Origin of the sequence: Spirillospora sp. CA-128828, from assembly GCF_050945415.1 — a bacterium.
Classification (GTDB): Bacteria; Actinomycetota; Actinomycetes; order Streptosporangiales; family Streptosporangiaceae; genus Spirillospora.
The window spans coordinates 8,527,735-8,547,255 of record NZ_CP191986.1 but is presented as its reverse complement, the minus strand read 5'-3'; the positions used below and the strand labels follow the sequence as shown (position 1 = coordinate 8,547,255).

Below are 19,521 nucleotides of genomic sequence, written 5' to 3'. Positions count from 1 at the left end.
TCATCGCCGGCGTCAGCGGTACAGGCCGGTGCCGCCCAGCGAGTAGCGGCCTGGCTGCGGGTGGACGCACAGGTCCACCGGACGGCCGCCGACGTCGACCTTGTGCAGGACGCGGCCCGTGCGCGTGGAGACGGCGTAGACGGCCCCGGCGGGGTCGGCGAGCCACAGCGCCGTCCCGTCCGACGACACCCCGCCCGGCACCGGCGAGCCGCGGCCGGGCAGCGGCCAGCGGGACGCGACCCGCCGCGAACGGAACCCGAGGGCGGTGACGGTGCCGTCGCCGACGACGAACAGCCGGTGCGCGTCCCGGCTGATGGCGAGGCCGCGGGCGCCCGGCGCGGTCGCGACGAACCCCAGCAGGGCGAAACGCCGGGCGTCCACGAACCACACCCCGCCCTTGCGCGCGTCCGCCACGTAGAAGGCGCTGCCATCGGGCGACAGCCGCAGGTCGCCGGGCCGTGCCCCCTCCGGCAGCCGGATCGTTCCGGTGACGCGGCGGTTCGCCAGGTCGACGCGGGCGAGCACACCGGCCGCGGTGCACGTCGCCACCAGCGACGCCCCGTCGAGGGAGAAGTCCGCGTGGCCGGCCGGGCACGGCATCGGCATCGACGCCCTCGCGGCCATCGTGCGCGGGTCGCGGACGCCGATCCGGGACGGCCGTCGCGCGAGGACCAGCGCGTCCTGCCCGTCAGGCGTGAAGTACAGCCCGGTGGGCGCGGTGACCCGGACGGGACGCCCGCGCCTCCCGCCGCGCGGGCCGACCGGGACGAGCGTCCCGTGCGCGGGGTCGGTCACCCACAGCCGCCGCAGATCCCAGGACGGCACGATCCGGGCCGCTGCCGCGCCCGGGTGGAACCGGCCGGTGACCCGGAGGGTGCCGGGGTCGACGACGTCGACGGTCCGGCCGTTCGCGACGTAGAGCCGGGCCGGCATGCCGCGCGCGTTCGGTGCGATCATGCCCGGCCCGGTGGCGGCGTAGACGGGGCCGCCCGCGGGCGCGAGGGGCACCTCGCCGCCGGGCGGCTCGGCCTCCGGGGCGGCGTCGCCGGCGGCCGTCCCGTCCGGGCGGGCCCGCAGGTAGGGCGCGGGGCCGCCGAGCCCGACCACCGGGTCGTCCGGGGAGCCTTCCCCGGGCCGGTAGAACGGGACGGGCGACGCGCACCCGGCCAGCGCGCCGCCGGTCAGCGCGAGGGCCGCGGCGAGCGGAAGCGCGGCGGCCCGTGGTCGTCCTCCATGAGGTCCCATGCACGGCCTCCCCCATCACGGCGGGGACGTTACCGAGTGGCGACGCGCAGTGTCCGGCTAATTGCGAAACGTATTCATCGCGGCCCGCCGAATCAGTCGGATTTGCCGATGCCGATGCCGAACTCGCGGTAGACGCGCTCCCAGAAGCCGTCCCGCAGCCAGGTGCGGGCCTCCTGGTAGGGGCGCAGGGAGCCGCCGAGCTCCTTCTCCGCCTCGATCAGCAGTTCCTTGTCGATGACGGGCGGCAGGATCGGGCCGGGCAGCAGGTCGCGGATGTTGTCCCGGCCCCGCTCGAAGATCCACTTCTGGGCGACGTGCTCGCCGATCTCCAGCATGTGGTCGCGGTCGGGCCCGAGCTTGCCGTCGGACGGCGACGCGGTGGAGTTCATCGACGCGGCCACCGTGGCGGGCGTCACGGCGCCGGGCACCGGGACGGCCGTGCGGGCTGCCGCGGGCGCCGGCTTGACCGGGGGCCGCCCCGCGAAGACCTGGGACGGGGACGGGACGGGGCTCGTCCGGTGCGCGGCGGCCGCGGCGTCCCGCACCGCTGCGGCGGCGCCCGGCACCGGCAGCACCTTGGCCTTGGTGAAGTACGGGCGCAGGAACTCGGCGGGCAGCACCTCGACCGTGTCGGACTCCCACACCAGCCATTCGGCCTGGTTGGAGCCGTGCGTCGGCTCCACGCCCCACAGGTGCACGCGGACGCCGTAGCGCTGCGCGGCCTCCACGGCGGGCAACATGTCCTCGTCGCCGGCCAGCAGCACCGCGTCGGTGATCGCGCGATGCCGGGCGAGCGCCTCGAGGTCGGCACGGAGCTGGGCGTCCACGCCCTTCTGCTGGCCCTGCGCGTTCAGGTTCCCGAGGCGCAGCTTGACCAGCGGAAGGTTGGCGATGACGCGCTGGTCGACGGTCGGCTGCCGCTTCGGCGCCGCGTCGAACCAGTACACCCGGAGCAGCTCGCCGCGCCGCTGCTCGTCGGCGTGGTCGGTCAGCGCCTTGATCAGCTTCTCCGCGGCGACCCGGTACTCCCGGCGGGAGCCGCAGCCGAGCAATAGGGCCCCGGAGGCCGCGTAGAGGTACCCCGCGTCGACGAAGATCGCGTATCGCGCGGGCTGTGGGACGTACTCCGAGGTGGCCATGGCCTTCCACCTTATTCGTGCGAAGCCCTCCGCTGGGCGCGAACCACGGTTACATGTCGCTTCGGACGGCCCGGCGGACCTCGCACGACACGGTCAGCGCCCATCTGGGGGGCGACCCCCCAGACCCCCCGGCCTGCCCCGCTGACCCGCTCCTTCGCTGGCGCTCAGTCGTCGGGTCAGCGGGGCAGGCCGCTGGCGCGCCACGCGCCCGGCCCGTGCGGCGCGATCTCGCCCGCGAACGTGCCCCGGACGAGCCGGGACCGGTCGGCCCAGCGGGACGGCCTCGCCGGGCCGCCGCGGCCCGCGCCGTCCCGGGCCGCGGCGGCCGCGCGGGCGCGGGCGGTCAGCACGGCGACGAGCGCCGCGATCTCCTCCGGGCCCGGTTCGCCGCGGACGACCTGGAGGAACGGCGTGCTGTCGGCGGTCACGAAGCCTCCCGGAAGGCGGTCACAGCGGGATGTTCCCGTGCTTCTTCGGCGGCAGGGTCTTGCGCTTGTCCCGGAGCGCCCGGAGCGCCCGCACGACCTGCCCGCGCGTCTCGGACGGTTTGATCACGTTGTCGATGTAGCCGCGCTCCGCCGCGATGTAGGGGTTGGCGAGCGTGTCCTCGTACTCGGTGATCAGCTCGGCGCGGCGGGCGTCCGGGTCGCCGGCGGCGGCCAGCTCGCGCCGGTACAGGATGTTGACCGCGCCCTGCGCGCCCATCACCGCGATCTGCGCGGTCGGCCACGCCAGGTTGATGTCGGCGCCGAGGTGCTTGGACCCCATGACGTCGTACGCGCCGCCGTAGGCCTTCCGGGTGATGACCGTGACGAGCGGGACGGTCGCCTCGGCGTAGGCGTACAGCAGCTTCGCGCCGCGCCGGATGATCCCGTTCCACTCCTGGTCGGTGCCGGGGAGGAAGCCGGGGACGTCCACGAACGTCAGCACCGGGACGTTGAACGCGTCGCACGTCCGGACGAAGCGGGCGGCCTTCTCGGACGCGTCGATGTCGAGCGTGCCGGCGAACTGCATCGGCTGGTTCGCGACGATGCCGACCGAGTGCCCCTCGACCCGGCCGAAACCGACGATGATGTTCGGCGCGAACTGCGCCTGGACCTCCAGGAACTCGCCGTCGTCCAGCACGTGCTCGATGGCGGTGTGCATGTCGTACGGCTGGTTCGGCGAGTCGGGGATGAGGGTGTCGAGCTCCTCGTCCGCCTCGGTCACGTCCACGGGGACGTCGAACGCGGGCGCGTCGGAGAGGTTGTTCGACGGCAGGTACGACAGCAGCGCCTTGACGTACTCGATCGCGTCGTCCTCGTCCGACCCCTGGTAGTGCGCGACGCCCGACCTGGAGTTGTGCGAGTGCGCCCCGCCCAGCTCCTCCATCGTCACCTCTTCGCCGGTGACCGTCTTGATCACGTCCGGCCCGGTGATGAACATGTGGGACGTCTGGTCGACCATGACGATGAAGTCGGTGATCGCCGGGGAGTACACGGCGCCGCCCGCGCAGGGCCCCATGACCAGCGAGATCTGCGGGATCACGCCGGAGGCGTGCACGTTCCGCTTGAAGATCTCCGCGTACAGGCCGAGCGCGACCACGCCCTCCTGGATCCGCGCGCCGCCGGAGTCGTTGATCCCGATCACCGGGCAGCCGGTCTTGACCGCGTGGTCCATGACCTTGCAGATCTTCTCGCCGAAGACCTCGCCGAGGGAGCCGCCGGAGACGGTGAAGTCCTGGCTGAAGACCGCGACCGGGCGGCCGTCCACCGTGCCGTACCCGGTGACGACGCCGTCGCCGTAGGGGCGGTTCTTCTCCATCCCGAAGTTGGTGGAGCGGTGCCGCGCCATCTCGTCGAACTCGACGAACGAGCCGGGGTCGAGCAGCGCGTCGATCCGCTCCCGGGCCGTCATCTTGCCCTTGGCGTGCTGTTTCTCCACGGCGCGCGCCGAACCGGCGTGCACCGCCTCGTACCGGCGCCGCTCCAGGTCCGCGATCTTCCCGGCCGTGGTGTGGACGTCGTAGCCGGCGGGGGGTTCAGGGGCTTCCATCGCCATGCGGGCCAGGGTAACCGGACGCTGATCCGGCGGGTGCGCGCGGGGCCCGTTGACCGGGATGAACGGCGCGAAAACCGGCTCGTTAGGCTTGTGCGGGTGGCTACGAAGACGCGTGACACCTTTCGGCAGGACATGCCCGAACCGCTGCGCCGCGACGTGCGGCTGCTGGGCGCGATGCTCGGAGACTCCCTCGTGGAGTACGGCGGGAAAGGGCTGCTGGACGACGTCGAACGGCTCCGCCACGCGGTGATCGCGGCGCGCCGCGGCGAGGCCGGCATCGAGGAGGTCGCCGCCCTCGCCGACGGCTGGACGCTGGAACGTGCCGGCCAGGTCGCCCGCGCGTTCACCGTGTACTTCCACCTGACGAACCTCGCGGAGGAGCACCACCGCATCCGGACCCTGCGGGAACGCGACACCGGCGGCGCCGTCGCCGGGTCGGTCGCGGCGGCCGTCGAGGAGATCCGCGCGGCCGGCGACGGCAGGCTGGACGGGGTCATCGACGGCCTGGAGTTCCGGCCCGTCTTCACCGCGCACCCGACCGAGGCCCGGCGCCGCGCGGTCGTCACCGCGATCCAGCGGATCAGCGACCTGCTGACCCGGCTGAACGAAGGCCCGGGTGGGAGCGAGCGGGAGGAGATCGAGCGCAGCCTGCGCGAGGAGATCGACCTGCTGTGGCGGACGGCGCTGCGCCGGGGCACCCAGATGGACCCGCTGGACGAGGTCCGCACCGCGATGGCCGCCTTCGACGAGACGATCTTCCGGGTCGTCCCGCACATCTACCGGGCCCTGGACCGCGCCCTCGACGGCGACGGCACCGGCACCCGCCCGCCGAAGGCCCGCCCCTACCTGCGTTTCGGCAGCTGGATCGGCGGCGACCGCGACGGCAACCCCTACGTCACCGCGCAGGTCACGCGGGACGCCGTCATGATCCAGGCCGACCACGTCCTGCGCGCCCTGGAGAACGCGTGCGCCCGGATCGGCCGGGAGTTGACCGTCCACGAGTCGACCACGCCCGCGTCGGAGGAGCTGCTGAACGCGCTCGCCGCCGCGCGCACCGCGCACCCGTCCCGGCTCGCCGAGATGACCAAGCGGTCACCCGGGGAGACGCACCGGCAGTTCCTGCTGTACGCGGCGCTCCGCATCGCCGCGACCAGGGAACGCGACGCCGACCTCGCCTACGCCTCTCCGGACGAACTGCTCGCCGACCTGCGCGCCGTCCAGGACTCCCTCGCCGGCGCGGGCGCCGCCCGGCAGGCGTACGGACGCGTCCAGCAGCTCATCTGGCAGGTCGAGACGTTCGGCTTCCACCTGGCGGAGCTGGAGATCCGCCAGCACTCCGAACTGCACGAGAAGGCGCTGGCGGAGGTCAGGGCGGGCGGGCCGCGCGCTGCCGGTGGGGGGACGACCCCCCACACCCCCCGGCAAGGGCTGAGTGAGATGACCGAGGAGATCCTCGAAACCCTCCGGGTCGTCGCGTGGATCCAGCGGCGGTTCGGCGTCCGGGCCTGCCACCGCTACATCGTGTCGTTCACCCGCTCCGCCGGCGACATCGCCAACGTGCACGAGCTAGCCGCGTCCCTCGGCGACGGCGCGCCCGTCCTGGACGTGATCCCGCTGTTCGAGACCGGCGAGGACCTGGAGCGCGCCCCGGCGGTGCTCGACGGGATGCTGGAGATCCCGGCCGTCCGGCGCCGCCTGGACGACACCGGCCGCCGCCTGGAGGTCATGCTCGGCTACTCCGACTCCGCCAAGCAGCTCGGCCCGGCCAGCGCGACCCTCCGCCTCTACGACACGCAGGAGGCGCTGGCCGCGTGGGCGGCCCGGCACGACGTCAGGCTGACCCTGTTCCACGGCCGCGGCGGCTCGCTCGGCCGCGGCGGCGGTCCCGCCAACCGGGCGATCCTGGCCCAGGCGCCGGGCTCGGTCGCGGGCCGCTTCAAGGTCACCGAGCAGGGCGAGGTCATCTTCGCCCGCTACGGGCACACCGAGATCGCCAAGCGGCACGTCGAGCAGGTGACCAGCGCCGTCCTGCTGGCCTCGACGGACGCCGTCCAGGACCGTGCCCGTGAGGCCGCCGCCCGCTTCCGTCCCCTCGCGGACAAGATCAGCGAAGCGGCCAAGGCGGCCTTCCGGAGCCTCATCGAGACCGAGGACTTCGCCGTCTGGTTCGCCCGCGTCAGCCCGCTGGAGGAGATCTCCCAGCTGCGCATCGGCTCCCGCCCGGCCCGCCGCAAGGCCGCGCGCGGCCTGGAGGACCTGCGCGCCATCCCGTGGGTGTTCGCCTGGACGCAGACCCGCGTCAACCTCCCCGGGTGGTACGGCCTCGGCAGCGGCCTGGCCGCCGTCTCCGACGACGGCCGCGACGTCTCCGAACTCCGCGAGGCGTACGAGGCGTGGCCGCTGTTCAACACCCTCCTGGACAACGCCGAGATGAGCCTCGCCAAGTCCGACCGCGCGATCGCCGAGCGCTACCTGGCCCTCGGCGAGCGCCCCGACCTCTCCGAAACCGTCCTGGCCGAGTACGACCGCACCCGCCGCCTCGTCCTCGCGGTCACCGGCCACGAACGCCTCCTGGAGAACCGCCGCGTGCTCTCAAGGGCCGTCGAACTCCGCAACCCCTACGTCGACGCCCTCTCCCACCTCCAGCTCCGCGCCCTGAAGGCCCTGCGCGCGGGCGTGGAGAGCGAGGAGGAACGAGCCCACCTGGAGTCCCTGCTCCTCCTGTCCGTCAACGGCGTGGCCGCCGGCCTCCAGAACACCGGATGACGGATCGTATTACGAATCGTAATACGCAGCGTGGTACGCTTGTGTCATGTCCACGATCACGATCAGGGCGGATGAGCAGACCGAGCGGGCCCTGGAAGAACTCACTGCGGATGGCGCAGACCGGTCCGCCGCCATCCGCGAAGCCATTCAGGAGGCCGCGGAACGCCGCCGCGCCGCCAAACTCCGGGCCGAAGCGGAGGCGCTTGCAGCCGACCCGGACGATCGTGCCGAGGCCGCGAACGTCCTCAGGGACATGGAGAGCCTGCGTGCGTGGTGACGTCTACAAGCTCATGAGTCCTCGGGGGGCGAGGGGCCATGAACAGCGGGGTCACCGGTACGCCGTCGTCGTCCAGTCGGATCTGCTGCCCTTGTCCACCTGGCTTGTCGCACCGACATCCACCAGTGCGCGGCCTGCGTCATTCCGTCCCGAAGTGGAGGTGGAGGGCAAGACCACGCGAGTCCTCACCGAGCAGACGGCGGCCGTCGACCCTCAGCGGCTCGGAAGCCATGTCGGCGCTCTGTCGTTCAGCGAACTTCGAGCGGTGGATGCCGCGCTGCTGACCGTCTTGGGGCTGGGCCCGGCCTGATGGCGGGCAGAATCAGGGCATGAGGTATGCGCTGCTGATCTGCGATGACGAGTCGGTCTCGCCGTCCAATGAGGAACTCGCGGCCGATCCGGTGCATCAGGCCTGGGTGGAGGATCTGGAACGGCGCGGCGCCAAGCTCTTCGGGGCGCGGCTGCGGCCGGTGGTGGACGCGACCACGGTCCAGGTCCGGGACGGCGAGACCCTCGTGTCGGACGGGCCGTTCGCCGAGACGAAGGACGTCGTCGGCGGCTTCGTGATCGTCGAGTGCGGGAACCTGGACGAGGCGATCCAGATCGCCGCAGGTCACCCGTACGCGCGCTGGGGCGGCGTCGAGGTCCGTCCCCTCTGGGAATGACCGCGCCCGACGACCGCGTGCGGGCGGCGGCCGACGCGGCGTACCGGGACGAGTGGGGCCAGGTGGTCGCGACCCTGATCGGAATGACGGGGGACTGGGACCTGGCCGAGGACTGCGCGCAGGACGCGTTCACCGCCGCCCTCACGACCTGGCCGCGCGACGGTGTCCCGAGCCGCCCGGGCGCCTGGCTCACCACGGCGGCCCGCAACCGCGCGATCGACCGGCTGCGCCGCGACGCCGCGGGGGCGGCCAAGCTGCGCCGGCTCGCCGTGCCGGCCCGCGACGAGCCGCTGGAGGAGGACATCCCGGACGAGCGGCTGCGGCTGATCTTCACGTGCTGCCATCCGGCGCTGCCGTTCCCGGCCCGGGTCGCGCTCACCCTGCGCACGCTGGCCGGTCTGAGCACCGCCGAGATCGCCAGGGCCTTCCTGACCGCCGAGCCCGCCATGGCGCAGCGCCTGGTCCGGGCGAAGCGCAAGATCCAGGAGGCCGGCATCCCGTACCGGGTCCCGCCCGCCGAACTGCTCCCGTCGCGGCTCGCGGCCGTTCTCGCGGTGCTCTACCTGATCTTCAACCAAGGCTACGACGAGGAGGACCCGGACCGGGCGCTGACGGCCGAGGCCATCCACCTGGCCCGCGTCCTCGTCCGGCTGATGCCGGCCGAACCCGAGCCGCGCGGACTGCTCGCGCTGATGCTCCTGCACGAGGCCCGGCGCGCCACCCGCACGGAAGGCGGTGTGCTGGTCACGCTGGAGAACCAGGACCGCTCGCGATGGGACCGGGCGCTGATCGCCGAGGGCGTGGCGGCGCTCGACCGGGCACTGGCCGCGCGGAGCGCCGGGCCTTACCAGGTGCAGGCCGCCATCGCCGCCTGCCATGCCACCGCGCCCGACGCCGCGAGCACGGACTGGCCGCAGATCGCGATCCTGTACGCCGAGCTCGGCCGGCTGGCGCCCTCCCCGGTCGTGGACCTCAACCGGGCCGTGGCGGTCGCGATGGCGGACGGAGTGCCGGCCGGCCTGGCCCTGGTCGACGAGCTCGCGGCGTCCGGACGGCTCGCCGGATACCACCTCCTGCCCGCGACCCGGGCCGACCTGCTCCGCCGGGACGGCCGTGCCGCCGAAGCCAGGGCGGCGTACGAGGAGGCGCTGAAACTGGCGCCGACCGAGGCCGAGCGCCGATACCTGGCCGGCCGCCTCCACGAACTCTGATCCTCCCGCGGATCGCCCGGCGCCGAAGTTTTGCCCGGCGATGTCGATCCCGGGCGGATGCCCTTCGTCGGTGGGGTGAAGTTCCACCGAGAGGAAGGGAAGGCCCCATGAGCACCGATACGAAACTCCCGATGCCCGAAGTGGTCGACCGGGCCACCTGGCAGGCCGAGCTGGACGCGCTGCGGGTGCGGGAGAAGGCGCACACCCGCGCGGGCGACGCGATCGCGGCGGCCCGCCGGCGGCTGCCGATGGTGGAGGTGGACGCCACGACGCCGCTGACCGGCCCGGACGGTCCGGTCACGCTGCTGGACGCGTTCGAGGGCCGCCGGCAGCTGATCGCCTACTACATGATGTGGTTCGACGGCCGCCCCGCCGCAGAGCAGTGCGAAGGCTGCACGTACTACAACGGGCAGGTCCGGGAGCTGTCCTACCTGCACGCCGCCGGAATCACCTACGCGACGTTCTGCCAGGGCCCGTACGAGGAGAGCGTCCGCTACCGCGACTTCATGGGCTGGGACGTCCCCTGGTACTCCGTCCAGGACTCCGCCGAGGCGCTGCTGGCCGGGCGCCGGGTCGGCATGTTCCACCTGGTGTGCTACCTGCGGGACGGCGACCGGGTGTTCGAGACCTACTGGACGAACGGCCGCGGCGTCGAGGCCATGGACATCAACTACGCGCTGATGGACATGACCGTGTACGGACGACAGGAGACCTGGGAGGACTCGCCGGCCGGGTGGCCGCGGGACGGGTCGGTCCACGCCGGGTTCTTCCGCACCGACGGACGCCCCACCTCGCAGTTGTCCCGTCTGGAGGCCGGCCGCTCCGACGACCTCGGCACCGGCGGCTGAAGCCGCCCGCGCATCGTCCGGGGCCGGGGTTCAGCCCCCGGCCCTGGCCGGCCTCGTCGAGGCGCGCAGGTTCAGCTCTATCGGGTGGATGCGCTCGGTGCCCGGGGCGGCGCGGCCGTCCAGCAGGTCGAACAGGAGGTCCGCGCAGGTCGCGCCCGCCTCGCGGGGGCGCAGGTCGATCGCCGTGATGGGCGGGTCGGCCAGGCTCATCGCCGGGCTGTCGACACAGGAGGCCAGCAGGAACGGGGAGCCCGTACGGCGCAGGGCGGGCTGGAGTCGTGCGGCGGCGCCTGCCGGGGCGCAGACGAGGGCGTCCAGGTGCGGTTCGGCGGCCAGGAGGTCCTCCACGGCCGCGTGGACGTCCTCGGCCGCGGCCTCGAACGGCACCGTGCGGACCGCGGGCGGGATGCCCACGTCGACGCACCACTCCCGGTAGCCGCGCTGCAGGCTGGCGGCCCACTCGCTCTCGCTGCCGGCGGCGACCAGGGCCGGATGGGCGGCGCCGGAGGCGCGGAGGTGGCCGAGCATCTCGGTGAGCTTGTCGGAGTGCCGTGACCACACCACGCCGTCGGCGGCGGCGTCGCCCGGGAAGTGCTCGCAGGTGACGGTCGGCAGTCCGCTCGTCATGAGCTTCTCCACGACGGCGTCGCCGGCGAGCGGGTCGCCCAGGATCAGGCCGTCCACCCGGGGGACGCGGGATGGGCTGCCCGAGGTGATCAGCGTGATGTCGTAGTCGCGGGCCGCCGCGTTCTCCACCACGCCGAACACGAACGGCATGTAGTACGTCGAGCGGGTGAGCACGTCCGGCACGTGCAGCCCGATCGTGCCCGTGCTGGCCCGTCGCAGGTGCCGCGCCGTCCCGTTGGGGACGTAACCCAGAGTGTCCGCCACCCGGGTGACCATCGCACGGGTCTCGGCGGAGACCCGCCCCGATCCGCGCAGGGCGTCGGACGCCGTCGTCTTCGACACACCCGCCGCCCTGGCGACCGCCAGTAGGGTGACCGGCTCGTCCTTGCGCACGCCAGGGATCCTATCCCTCGCCCCGGAATGGGGCGGCCGGGTGTGACGGAGCGTATTGGACGGTCCGAAGGGGTTGTCGTGGCGTCCGTCACACGCTTATGGTCCGGCCAGATGCCGGAACGTTCCGGCATCGTCCTTGCCGGAACGTTCCGGCGTCGGAGAGTAACAACCGCGAAGAGGACGCATGAGCGCGCACACGTCCGGCAGGGCACTCGGGCCCGGGGAACGGCCGCATCCGCTCGACCCGCTGGGCGCGGACGAGATCCGCGCGGTCGGGCGGATCCTTGCCGAAGACGGCCTCGCCCGGACCAGGGTCGCCTACCTGGGGCTGGAGGAACCGCCCAAGCGGACGGTGCTGGAGTTCACGCACGGCGAGCCGGTCCACCGGCGGGCCAGGGTGCTGCTGCTCGACCCGGCCTCCGGTGAGTCCTGGACCGCCATCGTCTCGATCACCGCGGAGCGGGTCGAGTCACGCGTCGCGATCGATCCGGCCGAGGAGGGGCAGGTCCCGCTGCTGGACGGGGACCATGCGCTCGTCCGGCGCGTCCTCGCGGACGATCCGGAGTGGGCGCGGGCGCTCAAGGCCCGGGGGATCGACGACATATCGACCGTCTACATGGCGGCGCTGACCGCGGGTCACTACGGCCTCGACGGCGAACACGGGCGCCGTGTCGCCCGGGTCCTCGCGCATCTGCGGCCCACGCCCGGCAGCCTGCCGTGGGCGCATCCGATCGACGGACTGGTCGCCTACGTGGACCTGATCGACGAGTCCGTGATCGAGATCGTCGACACCGGGGCCCAGCCGGTCCCCGCCGAGCCCGGCGACTACCACCTGATCACCGAGTACCGCACGACCCAGCGGCCGATCGAGATCACCCAGCCGGACGGGCCGGGCTTCGGCCTCGACGGCCCGCTCGTCACCTGGGAGAACTGGAGCCTGCGCCTCGGCTACGACATGCGCGAGGGTCTCGTCCTGCACCAGATCGGCTTCGCCGACGGCGACCGGGTCAGGCCGATCGTGTACCGGGCGTCGGTCGCCGAGATGCTGGTCGCCTACGGCGATCCGAGCCCGGTCCGGTTCTGGCAGAACTACTTCGACACGGGCGAGTACCAGCTCGGGAAGCTCGCCAACGCGCTCGAACTCGGCTGCGACTGCCTCGGCGAGATCACCTACCTGGACGCCACCGTGGCCGGAGACGACGGGTCGCCGATCGTGCTGCGCAACGCGATCTGCATGCACGAGGAGGACTTCGGCGTGCTGTGGAAGCACACCGATCCGGCCAACGGCTCCAAGGAGACGCGGCGGCAGCGCCGGCTGGTCATCTCCTTCTTCGTCACCGTCGGCAACTACGACTACGGCTTCTACTGGTACCTGTACTTGGACGGCACCATCGAACTGGAGGTCAAGGCCACCGGAATCGTGTTCACCGGTGTCTACGACGAGCGGGCGGAGCCGTACGCGTCCGAGGTCGCCCCGGGCCTGGCGGCCCCCTACCACCAGCACCTGTTCGGCGCGCGCCTGGACATGATGGTGGACGGCCTGGAGAACGTCGTCGAAGAGGTGGACGTCCGGCCCCGCCCGATGGGCGAGGGGAACCCGCACGGCAACCCGTTCGGGCGGTCCGCCACGCGGCTGCGCAGGGAGAGCGACGGGCAGCGCGACGCCGACCGCGGCCTCGGCCGCACCTGGCATGTCGTCAACCCGTCCAGCCGCAACCGTCTCGGACGGCCGGTCGCCTACGCGCTGTACCCCGAGGGGGAGCCGACCCTGCTCGCCGCCCCGGGATCGTCGATCCGGCGCCGGGCGGCGTTCGCAACCCGGCACCTGTGGGTCACCAGATACGACCAGGCGGAGCGCTATCCTGCCGGCGCCCTGGTCAACCAGCATCCGGGCGGGGACGGTCTGCCGCGCTACACGGCGCACGACCGCGACATCGACGGCCAGGACATCGTGCTCTGGCACACCTTCGGGCTGACCCATTTCCCGCGGACCGAGGACTGGCCGGTCATGCCCGTCGACACCTGCGGTTTCACCCTCAAGCCCGTCGGGTTCTTCGATCGCAACCCGACCCTGGACGTTCCGCCGGGCACCGCGGGGCACTGCCACTGAACCCCGAGCTTCGGAGAGAGATGAACCCATGCGCCATACACGCCCGGCCTGCAGTGCCGCCATCGCCGCCGCCCTCTTGATCACATCGGCGTGCTCGTCGGTCGACACGAAGTCGGGCGACGCCTCCGCGAGGCCCGGCTATCTCGGTGTCGCCGACGCGTCGCTGCCCGCGGGCGGCACCCTCAAGCTCGGGACGCACGTCGACATCGGCGGGCCCACCGGCCTCGACCCGCAGATGGCCGACGTCGCCTCGACCTGGACGCTCATGTCGCCGGTCTACGAGACGCTGACGACGATCGGCCCCGACTACTCCGTCCAGCCGCTGCTGGCCGAGAGCTGGGACACCCCGTCCGACACGACGTACGTGTTCCACCTGCGCGAAGGCGTCACGTTCTCCAACGGGCGGACCATGACCGCCGACGACGTGGTCGGCAGCCTCAAGCGGCTGCTCGGCTCCGAGTCGGTGTGGCGCGGCCAGCTCGGCCCGGTCGAGTCGGTGGCGAAGCAGGACGTGCGGACCGTCAAGGTCACGCTGAGCGCCCCCTACTCGCCGTTCCTCGCCGCGCTCGCCAACATCCCGGCCGCCGTCCTGCCGATGAAGGAGATCAAGGACGGTTCGCTGGATCCGGTCAAGAGGATGCTCGGCACCGGCCCGTTCACCGTCGTGAACCACCGGCAGGACGTGTCATGGGCGTTCAAGCGCAACGACCGGTACTGGCAGAAGGGCAAGCCGGCGGTCGACGGCCTGGAGGTCGCGATCGTGCCCGAGGAGGCCGCCCGGGTCGCCGCGCTGCAGAACGGAAGCGAGTCCATGGCGATCCTGGGCAACGTCGACTCGCGCACGACCCTGGCCGGCGCGTCCAACGTCAACGTCGCGACGCAGGCCACCACCGACTTCTACTACCTGATGCTGAACACCAGGAAGGCCGCGTCACCGTTCGCCGACCCGCGCGTCCGCACCGCGATCAACATCGCCATGGACCGCACGAAGATCGCGAACGCGGCGATGGGCGGGCAGGGCAAGCCGACCGCCGTCACCCCTGCCGGGCTGCCGGGCGCCTGCGACCCGGCGTCCCTGCCGTCCGCCAAGGCCGGCCTGGACAAGGCCAAGAGCCTGCTCGCCGAAGCGGGCGCGCGGAACCTCTCCTTCACGCTCAGCATCTACTCGACCCAGCCCGCGCCGGTCGTGGCGCAGGTGATCCAGCAGAATCTCCAGCGCATCGGCGTCAAGGTGAACATCGAGCAGATGGACGAGGCGAGCTGGTCGGGCATGGTCTACGGGGAGGCGCCGAAACCGGCGAAGTTCGACGCGGCCCTGTCGTGGTTCGCCGGCTACGCCGATCCCGCGATGGTGATGCGGTGGTGGAACCCGGAGCAGGCGGGCTTCAACGTCGGGTTCATGAAACCCGACCCCGCACTGAACAAGCTCATCAAGGCCGCCGGTGAGACGCCCGGCACCGAGCGGAAGACGGCGATGAGCGAGGTCTGCGCCAAGGTCGACCAGGACGCCCAGATGATCCCGCTGGTCACCCGTCCGGCGACCGTCGCCTACCGCACCGATCTGCTCAGCCCGAGCGTGTACGCGAGCGAGGGCTACGGCAACGTGCTGCGGCTCGTCGCCGACGCGCGAGTGAAGTCGAAGTAGCCCGATGCGTGTGCTGCTGTGGTGGTCCGGCCGCCTGCTGAGCGGGGCCGCGACCCTGGCCGGCGTCTCGGTGCTGATCTTCGTGGCGGTCCGGCTGATGCCGGGCTCGTTCGCCGAGACGATCCTCGGGCCGTTCGCGACGTCCGGCCAGAAGGACGCGCTCGCCGCCCGGTACGGGCTGGACGAGCCGGTGTTCCTGCAGTACTGGCACTGGCTCGCCGCCGTCGGGCAGGGCGACTTCGGATTCTCGATGATCAGCCGCCAGCCGGTGTCGGCGGAACTGCGGGCACGGCTGCCGGTGACCGCGGAGATCTCCGGGCTCGCCGTCGTCGTCGCCGTGCTCGCGGGCGTGCCGCTCGGCGTGCTGACCGCCGTCCGCGCACGTCCGGGCGGCGGCGGGGCGGCCGGGCGGCTGTTCAGCGGGCTCGGCGTGAGCGTCCCGGAGTTCGTGCTGGGCAGCCTGGTCGTGTTCCTGTTCTCCCGGTACTCGCTGGGGCTCAAGACCGGCGGGTACGTACCATTCGGGGAGGACCCGGCCGGCAACGTCCGCTCGCTGGTGCTGCCCGCGCTGGTTCTGTCGGTGTTCGCCGTCTCCGCCGTCGCCCGGACGACCAGGGACGCCGCCCTCGGTGTGCTGATCGAGCCCTACGTCACCGCCGCGGTGGCGCGCGGGGCGTCGCCGTGGTCGATCGTCCGGCACCACGTCCTGCGCAACGCCGCCCCGCCGGTCGTGACGCTGACCGCGACGATCGCCGCGTACCTGCTCGGCGGGGCGCTGATCGTCGAGTACGTGTTCAACCTGCCCGGGATCGGCTCCTACACCGTCCAGGCCATCGGCCGCCGCGACTACGCGGTCGTGCAGGCGTGCGTGCTGCTCACGGCGGCGGTGTTCATCGTCATGAACGTGCTGGTCGACCTGGCCGTCCGGCTGATCGACCCGAGGCTCGGCGGGGAGGTCGCGGCGAGATGACCATGATCAAACGGCTGGACCCGCTGTCCAGGGCCGGCTTGGCCGTCCTGCTGGTGCTCGTCCTCGCGGCGCTCGGCTCGGTGGTGCATCTCGGCGGCGACCCGGACGAGATCGTCGGGCCGCGGCTGCAGGCCCCCGGCCCGCAGTGGTGGCTCGGCACCGACAACCTCGGCCGTTCGATGCTGCCGCGCGTCCTGGAGGGCATCGCCACCACGCTCCTGCTGTCGTCGGCCGCCGTGCTGGTGACGGCGGCGGTCAGCACAGGGTTCGGCATCGTCGCCGGGTACAGCGGGGGCCATGTCAACGGCTTGGTGATGCGGCTCGTCGAGGTGCTGTACGCCTTCCCGGCCATCATCATGGCGGTGCTGGTCGCGGCGGTCCTCGGCCCGGGGCAGCTCGCCGCGCTCGCCGCCATCGTCCTCGTCACGATCCCGCTGATGACACGGCTCGTGCGGGGCGCCGCGACGGCCGTGGCGCAGCGCGACTACGTCACCGCCGCCGTCGTCGGCGGCGCGCGGATGCCGCGGGTGCTCGGCACGCACGTCCTGCCGAACGTCGCCGGGACGGTCGCGGTGCAGGGCACCTACGCGCTGTCGGTCGGCATCTCGGTGGAGGGCGGTCTCAGCTTCCTCGGGTTGGGCGTCCAGCCGCCGCGGGCGTCGCTGGGGATGCTGATCAACCAGGGTGCCGTCTACCTGGTCGCCGCGCCCTGGCTGGTCGTCGGCCCCGGTGTCGTGCTGGTCCTCGCCATCCTGTCGATCAACGTGTTCGGCGACGGCCTGCGCGATCGTCTCGAACCGAGAGAAACGAGGTCCCTCACATGACCGTCCTCGACAAGACCGGCGGGACGGGACTGCTGCGGATCGACGGGCTCGTGCTCGACTACGCGACGCGCGGGCCCGGGACGTCCTCGCGCGTCCGGGCGCTGGACGGCGCCGATCTGGCGGTCGCCGCGGGCGAGACGGTCGGGATCGTCGGGGAGAGCGGATCGGGCAAGTCCACGCTCGGGTCGGCGGTCGGGCGGCTGCTGCCGCGCGCGGCCGTGCCGGTCGCCGGGACGGTCCGGATCGCGGGCGAGTCCGTGTTCGACCTGGCGCCCGGCGCGCTGCGCCGGCTCCGCCGCGAGCGGCTCGGCTTCGTCTTCCAGGACCCGGCCGGGTCGCTCGACCCCACCATGCGGGTCGGCGCCCAGCTCCGGCTCGCGCTCGGCGACCGCAGGGCGGACGTGACGCCGCACCTGGAGCGGGTGCGGCTGGCGGACGCGCGGCGGGTGGCGCGGTCGTACCCGCACGAGCTGTCCGGCGGGATGGCGCAGCGGGTGGCGATCGCGATGGCGATGGCAGGCGGGCCGCGCCTGCTGGTCGCCGACGAGCCCACCGCCGCGCTGGACGCCCAGGTGCGCGCGGAGGTGTCCGACATGGTGTTCGCGCTCGCCGCCGAGACCGGGACGAGCATCCTGTGGCTGAGCCACGATCTGCCCGCCGCCCGGCGGCTGTGCGGGCGCATCGCCGTGATGTACGGCGGCCGCGTCGTCGAGGACGGCCCCGCCGGCGAGGTCCTCGGCCGTCCCGCCCACCCCTACACGGCGGCGCTGGCGGGGGCGGCGCCCGCCAAGGCCGCGTTCGGGACGAGGCTCGAACCGATCCCCGGGCGGCCGCCGCTGCTCACGGGGGCGTCCACCGGCTGCGCCTTCGCTCCACGCTGCCCGTTCAGCGTGGAGCGGTGCACGACCGAACGTCCCGAGCCACGCGACGTGGAAGGCCGCAGCGTCCTCTGTCACCGGGCCGGGGAACTCGCCGCCACCGGCCTGGAGGCACGCGCATGAGCATGACCAAGACCCCGGCGGGGACGCCGCCGGTACTGGAACTGGAGAAGGTGACCGTCGTCTTCAAGACCGGGACGCCGCTGAACCGGGTCCCGCTGTACGCCATGCGGGAGGTGTCGCTGCGGGTCGCGCCGGGCGAGACGCTGGGGCTGGTGGGCGAGTCGGGGTCGGGCAAGACCACGACCGGCCGGGTCGCGCTCGGGCTGCGCCGGCCCACGTCCGGGACGGTCAGGTTCGAGGGCGAGCCGTTCCCGCGCCGCCGCCGTGCGCTCGCCGGGCGGATGCAGGCCGTCCTGCAGCATCCGCAGTGGTCGCTCGACCCGCGGATGCGGGTCGGGCGGAGCATCGCCGAGCCGCTGGTCGTGATCGGCGAGGCGGCCGGCGCGGACGAGCGCGTCCACGCGATGCTCGGCCGGGTGGGCCTGGAACCGGAGCTGGCCGGCCGTTACCCGCACGAGCTGTCGGGCGGGCAGCGCCAGCGCGTCTCCATCGCCCGCGCCCTGATCACCCGGCCCGGGTTCATCGTCTTCGACGAGCCCGTCAGCGCCCTGGACGTGTCGGTCCAGGTGCAGATCCTCAACCTGATCAAGGACCTGCGGGACGAGTACGGGTTCGGCGCCCTGTTCATCTCCCACGACCTCGGCGCCGTCCGGTACGCGGCGGACCGCATCGCCGTCATGCGGGCCGGCGAGGTGGTCGAGACCGCCGCCACCGAGGTCTTCCACACGAGCCCGTCGCACGAATACTCGAAGCAACTGCTGGAGACGCTATGACCGAGCCGCGGCCCGCGACGCCGTCCGCGTACGCGCCGGACGTCCCGGGGAACCCCGACCTTCCGCTGACGCCGCGGCCGAGCCCGGGGAGCGGCACCGTCCCGTTCGACCTGCCCGGAGTGTTCGTCGGGACCGCGGAGTACGAGGAAGGGCCGACCGGCTGCACGGTCGTCCACGTCCCGGCGGGCGCGCGGACGGCGGTGGACGCGCGCGGCGGCGCGGTCGGCCTCAGCGGCGGATACGAGTTCAACCACGCCATCTGCTTCGCCGGCGGCTCGGTGTACGGCCTCGGCGCGGTCGCCGGAGTCAGTGCGGAACTGCTGGCCCGCAACCGCAACCTCACCAAGTGGGACCAGCTGCAGCTCGTGTCCGGCGCGGTGATCTACGACTTCTCGGTGCGCGACAACGCCGTGCACCCTGACGCGGCGCTCGGCGCCGCCGCGCTGCGCGCCGCCCGCGAGGGCGGGTTCCCGGTCGGGCGCTGCGGCGCGGGCCGTGCCGCGAGCACTGGCAAGGCCGACTTCGCACGCGCCGAGTTCGCCGGGCAGGGCGCCGCCTTCGGGACGTTCGGAGAGGCGAAGGTGCTCGTCGCCACCGTCGTCAACGCGGTCGGCGCCGTCGTCGACCGGGACGGGACGGTCGTGCGCGGCAACTACCACGCCGCCGAAGGCGGGCGCCGTCACCCGGCCGTGGACTACGCGGCGCAGGTCGGACGCGACGAGCCCGCCGAGGCTGTCCGGGGCAACACGACGCTGACCGTGATGGTGACCAACGTCCGGCTGACCGACCGTGAGCTCGACCAGGTGGCCCGGCAGGTGCACAGCTCGATGCACCGCGGCATCCAGCCGTTCCACACGCTGACCGATGGCGACGTGATGTTCGCGCTGACCACCGACGAGGTCGACCTGCCCGGCGTCCCGCCCACCGGGTTCGGCGCGCTGGCCTCCGAGGTCGCCTGGGACGCGATCCTCAAGGGCGTGGAGTAGC

18 protein-coding genes are annotated in these 19,521 nt (G+C 72.9%); 13 read left to right on the top strand and 5 right to left on the bottom strand.

All coding sequences use genetic code 11. From position 1 onward, the window contains the following. Positions 1-12 precede the first annotated feature (12 nt). The 4 genes from ACQPXG_RS40995 to ACQPXG_RS40980 form a co-directional block, all read right to left on the bottom strand. A complete protein-coding gene (locus tag ACQPXG_RS40995; protein ID WP_433464532.1) occupies positions 13-1,245 on the bottom strand; it encodes a hypothetical protein in 1,233 nt (410 codons plus the stop codon). A 92-nt stretch (positions 1,246-1,337) separates the two neighbouring features. After that, the gene (locus ACQPXG_RS40990) at positions 1,338-2,384 is read right to left on the bottom strand and encodes an NYN domain-containing protein (RefSeq protein ID WP_433464531.1); all 1,047 of its coding nucleotides are present in this window, start codon (positions 2,382-2,384) and stop codon (positions 1,338-1,340) included. Positions 2,385-2,560: 176 nt separating this feature from the next. Then, positions 2,561-2,812 (bottom strand): acyl-CoA carboxylase subunit epsilon, encoded by a 252-nt coding sequence (locus ACQPXG_RS40985; protein ID WP_433464530.1) that lies wholly within the window; start codon positions 2,810-2,812, stop codon positions 2,561-2,563. 19 nt (positions 2,813-2,831) lie between these two features. Further along, positions 2,832-4,424, bottom strand: a complete 1,593-nt coding sequence (locus tag ACQPXG_RS40980; protein WP_433464529.1) for an acyl-CoA carboxylase subunit beta — start codon at positions 4,422-4,424, stop codon at positions 2,832-2,834. Between the two features lie 132 nt (positions 4,425-4,556). On the opposite strand from ACQPXG_RS40980, the gene ACQPXG_RS40975 reads away from it, so the two are divergent. From ACQPXG_RS40975 to ACQPXG_RS40950, 6 genes are all read left to right on the top strand, one after another. Beyond that, on the top strand, positions 4,557-7,190 hold the full coding sequence (locus tag ACQPXG_RS40975) for a phosphoenolpyruvate carboxylase (RefSeq protein ID WP_433470139.1): 2,634 nt from the start codon (positions 4,557-4,559) through the stop codon (positions 7,188-7,190). A gap of 46 nt (positions 7,191-7,236) precedes the next feature. After that, on the top strand, positions 7,237-7,467 hold the full coding sequence (locus ACQPXG_RS40970) for a hypothetical protein (protein ID WP_433464528.1): 231 nt from the start codon (positions 7,237-7,239) through the stop codon (positions 7,465-7,467). Between the two features lie 13 nt (positions 7,468-7,480). Further along, on the top strand, positions 7,481-7,777 hold the full coding sequence (locus ACQPXG_RS40965) for a type II toxin-antitoxin system PemK/MazF family toxin (protein WP_433470138.1): 297 nt from the start codon (positions 7,481-7,483) through the stop codon (positions 7,775-7,777). Between the two features lie 19 nt (positions 7,778-7,796). Further along, positions 7,797-8,132, top strand: a complete 336-nt coding sequence (locus ACQPXG_RS40960; protein WP_433464527.1) for a YciI family protein — start codon at positions 7,797-7,799, stop codon at positions 8,130-8,132. After that, positions 8,129-9,343 (top strand): RNA polymerase sigma factor, encoded by a 1,215-nt coding sequence (locus tag ACQPXG_RS40955; RefSeq protein ID WP_433464526.1) that lies wholly within the window; start codon positions 8,129-8,131, stop codon positions 9,341-9,343. Before ACQPXG_RS40960 ends, ACQPXG_RS40955 begins: the two co-directional genes overlap by 4 nt. A gap of 107 nt (positions 9,344-9,450) precedes the next feature. Further along, positions 9,451-10,191, top strand: coding sequence for a DUF899 family protein (locus ACQPXG_RS40950; protein ID WP_433464525.1), 741 nt, complete (start codon positions 9,451-9,453; stop codon positions 10,189-10,191). 30 nt (positions 10,192-10,221) lie between these two features. Here ACQPXG_RS40950 and ACQPXG_RS40945 read toward each other — a convergent pair whose 3' ends face one another. Next, complete coding sequence (locus ACQPXG_RS40945; protein WP_433464524.1) at positions 10,222-11,211, bottom strand: LacI family DNA-binding transcriptional regulator; 990 nt, start codon at positions 11,209-11,211, stop codon at positions 10,222-10,224. Positions 11,212-11,395: 184 nt separating this feature from the next. Here ACQPXG_RS40945 and ACQPXG_RS40940 point away from each other — a divergent pair, with 184 nt between their 5' ends. The 7 genes from ACQPXG_RS40940 to ACQPXG_RS40910 are packed head-to-tail and all read left to right on the top strand — an operon-like array spanning position 11,396 to position 19,520. Next, the gene (locus ACQPXG_RS40940; protein ID WP_433464523.1) at positions 11,396-13,321 is read left to right on the top strand and encodes a primary-amine oxidase; all 1,926 of its coding nucleotides are present in this window, start codon (positions 11,396-11,398) and stop codon (positions 13,319-13,321) included. A gap of 28 nt (positions 13,322-13,349) precedes the next feature. Next, complete coding sequence (locus ACQPXG_RS40935) at positions 13,350-14,966, top strand: ABC transporter substrate-binding protein (RefSeq protein WP_433464522.1); 1,617 nt, start codon at positions 13,350-13,352, stop codon at positions 14,964-14,966. 4 nt (positions 14,967-14,970) lie between these two features. Beyond that, positions 14,971-15,936: an ABC transporter permease gene (locus ACQPXG_RS40930; RefSeq protein ID WP_433464521.1), complete on the top strand. Its 966-nt coding sequence runs from the start codon at positions 14,971-14,973 to the stop codon at positions 15,934-15,936. Further along, positions 15,933-16,760, top strand: a complete 828-nt coding sequence (locus ACQPXG_RS40925; protein ID WP_433464520.1) for an ABC transporter permease — start codon at positions 15,933-15,935, stop codon at positions 16,758-16,760. The genes ACQPXG_RS40930 and ACQPXG_RS40925 overlap by 4 nt, the downstream gene beginning before the upstream one ends. After that, the gene (locus tag ACQPXG_RS40920) at positions 16,757-17,761 is read left to right on the top strand and encodes an ABC transporter ATP-binding protein (protein WP_433464519.1); all 1,005 of its coding nucleotides are present in this window, start codon (positions 16,757-16,759) and stop codon (positions 17,759-17,761) included. The genes ACQPXG_RS40925 and ACQPXG_RS40920 overlap by 4 nt, the downstream gene beginning before the upstream one ends. Continuing rightward, positions 17,758-18,534, top strand: coding sequence for an ATP-binding cassette domain-containing protein (locus tag ACQPXG_RS40915; RefSeq protein WP_433464518.1), 777 nt, complete (start codon positions 17,758-17,760; stop codon positions 18,532-18,534). Before ACQPXG_RS40920 ends, ACQPXG_RS40915 begins: the two co-directional genes overlap by 4 nt. After that, a complete protein-coding gene (locus ACQPXG_RS40910) occupies positions 18,531-19,520 on the top strand; it encodes a P1 family peptidase (RefSeq protein WP_433464517.1) in 990 nt (329 codons plus the stop codon). Before ACQPXG_RS40915 ends, ACQPXG_RS40910 begins: the two co-directional genes overlap by 4 nt. The last annotated feature ends 1 nt before the right edge of the window (position 19,521 follow it).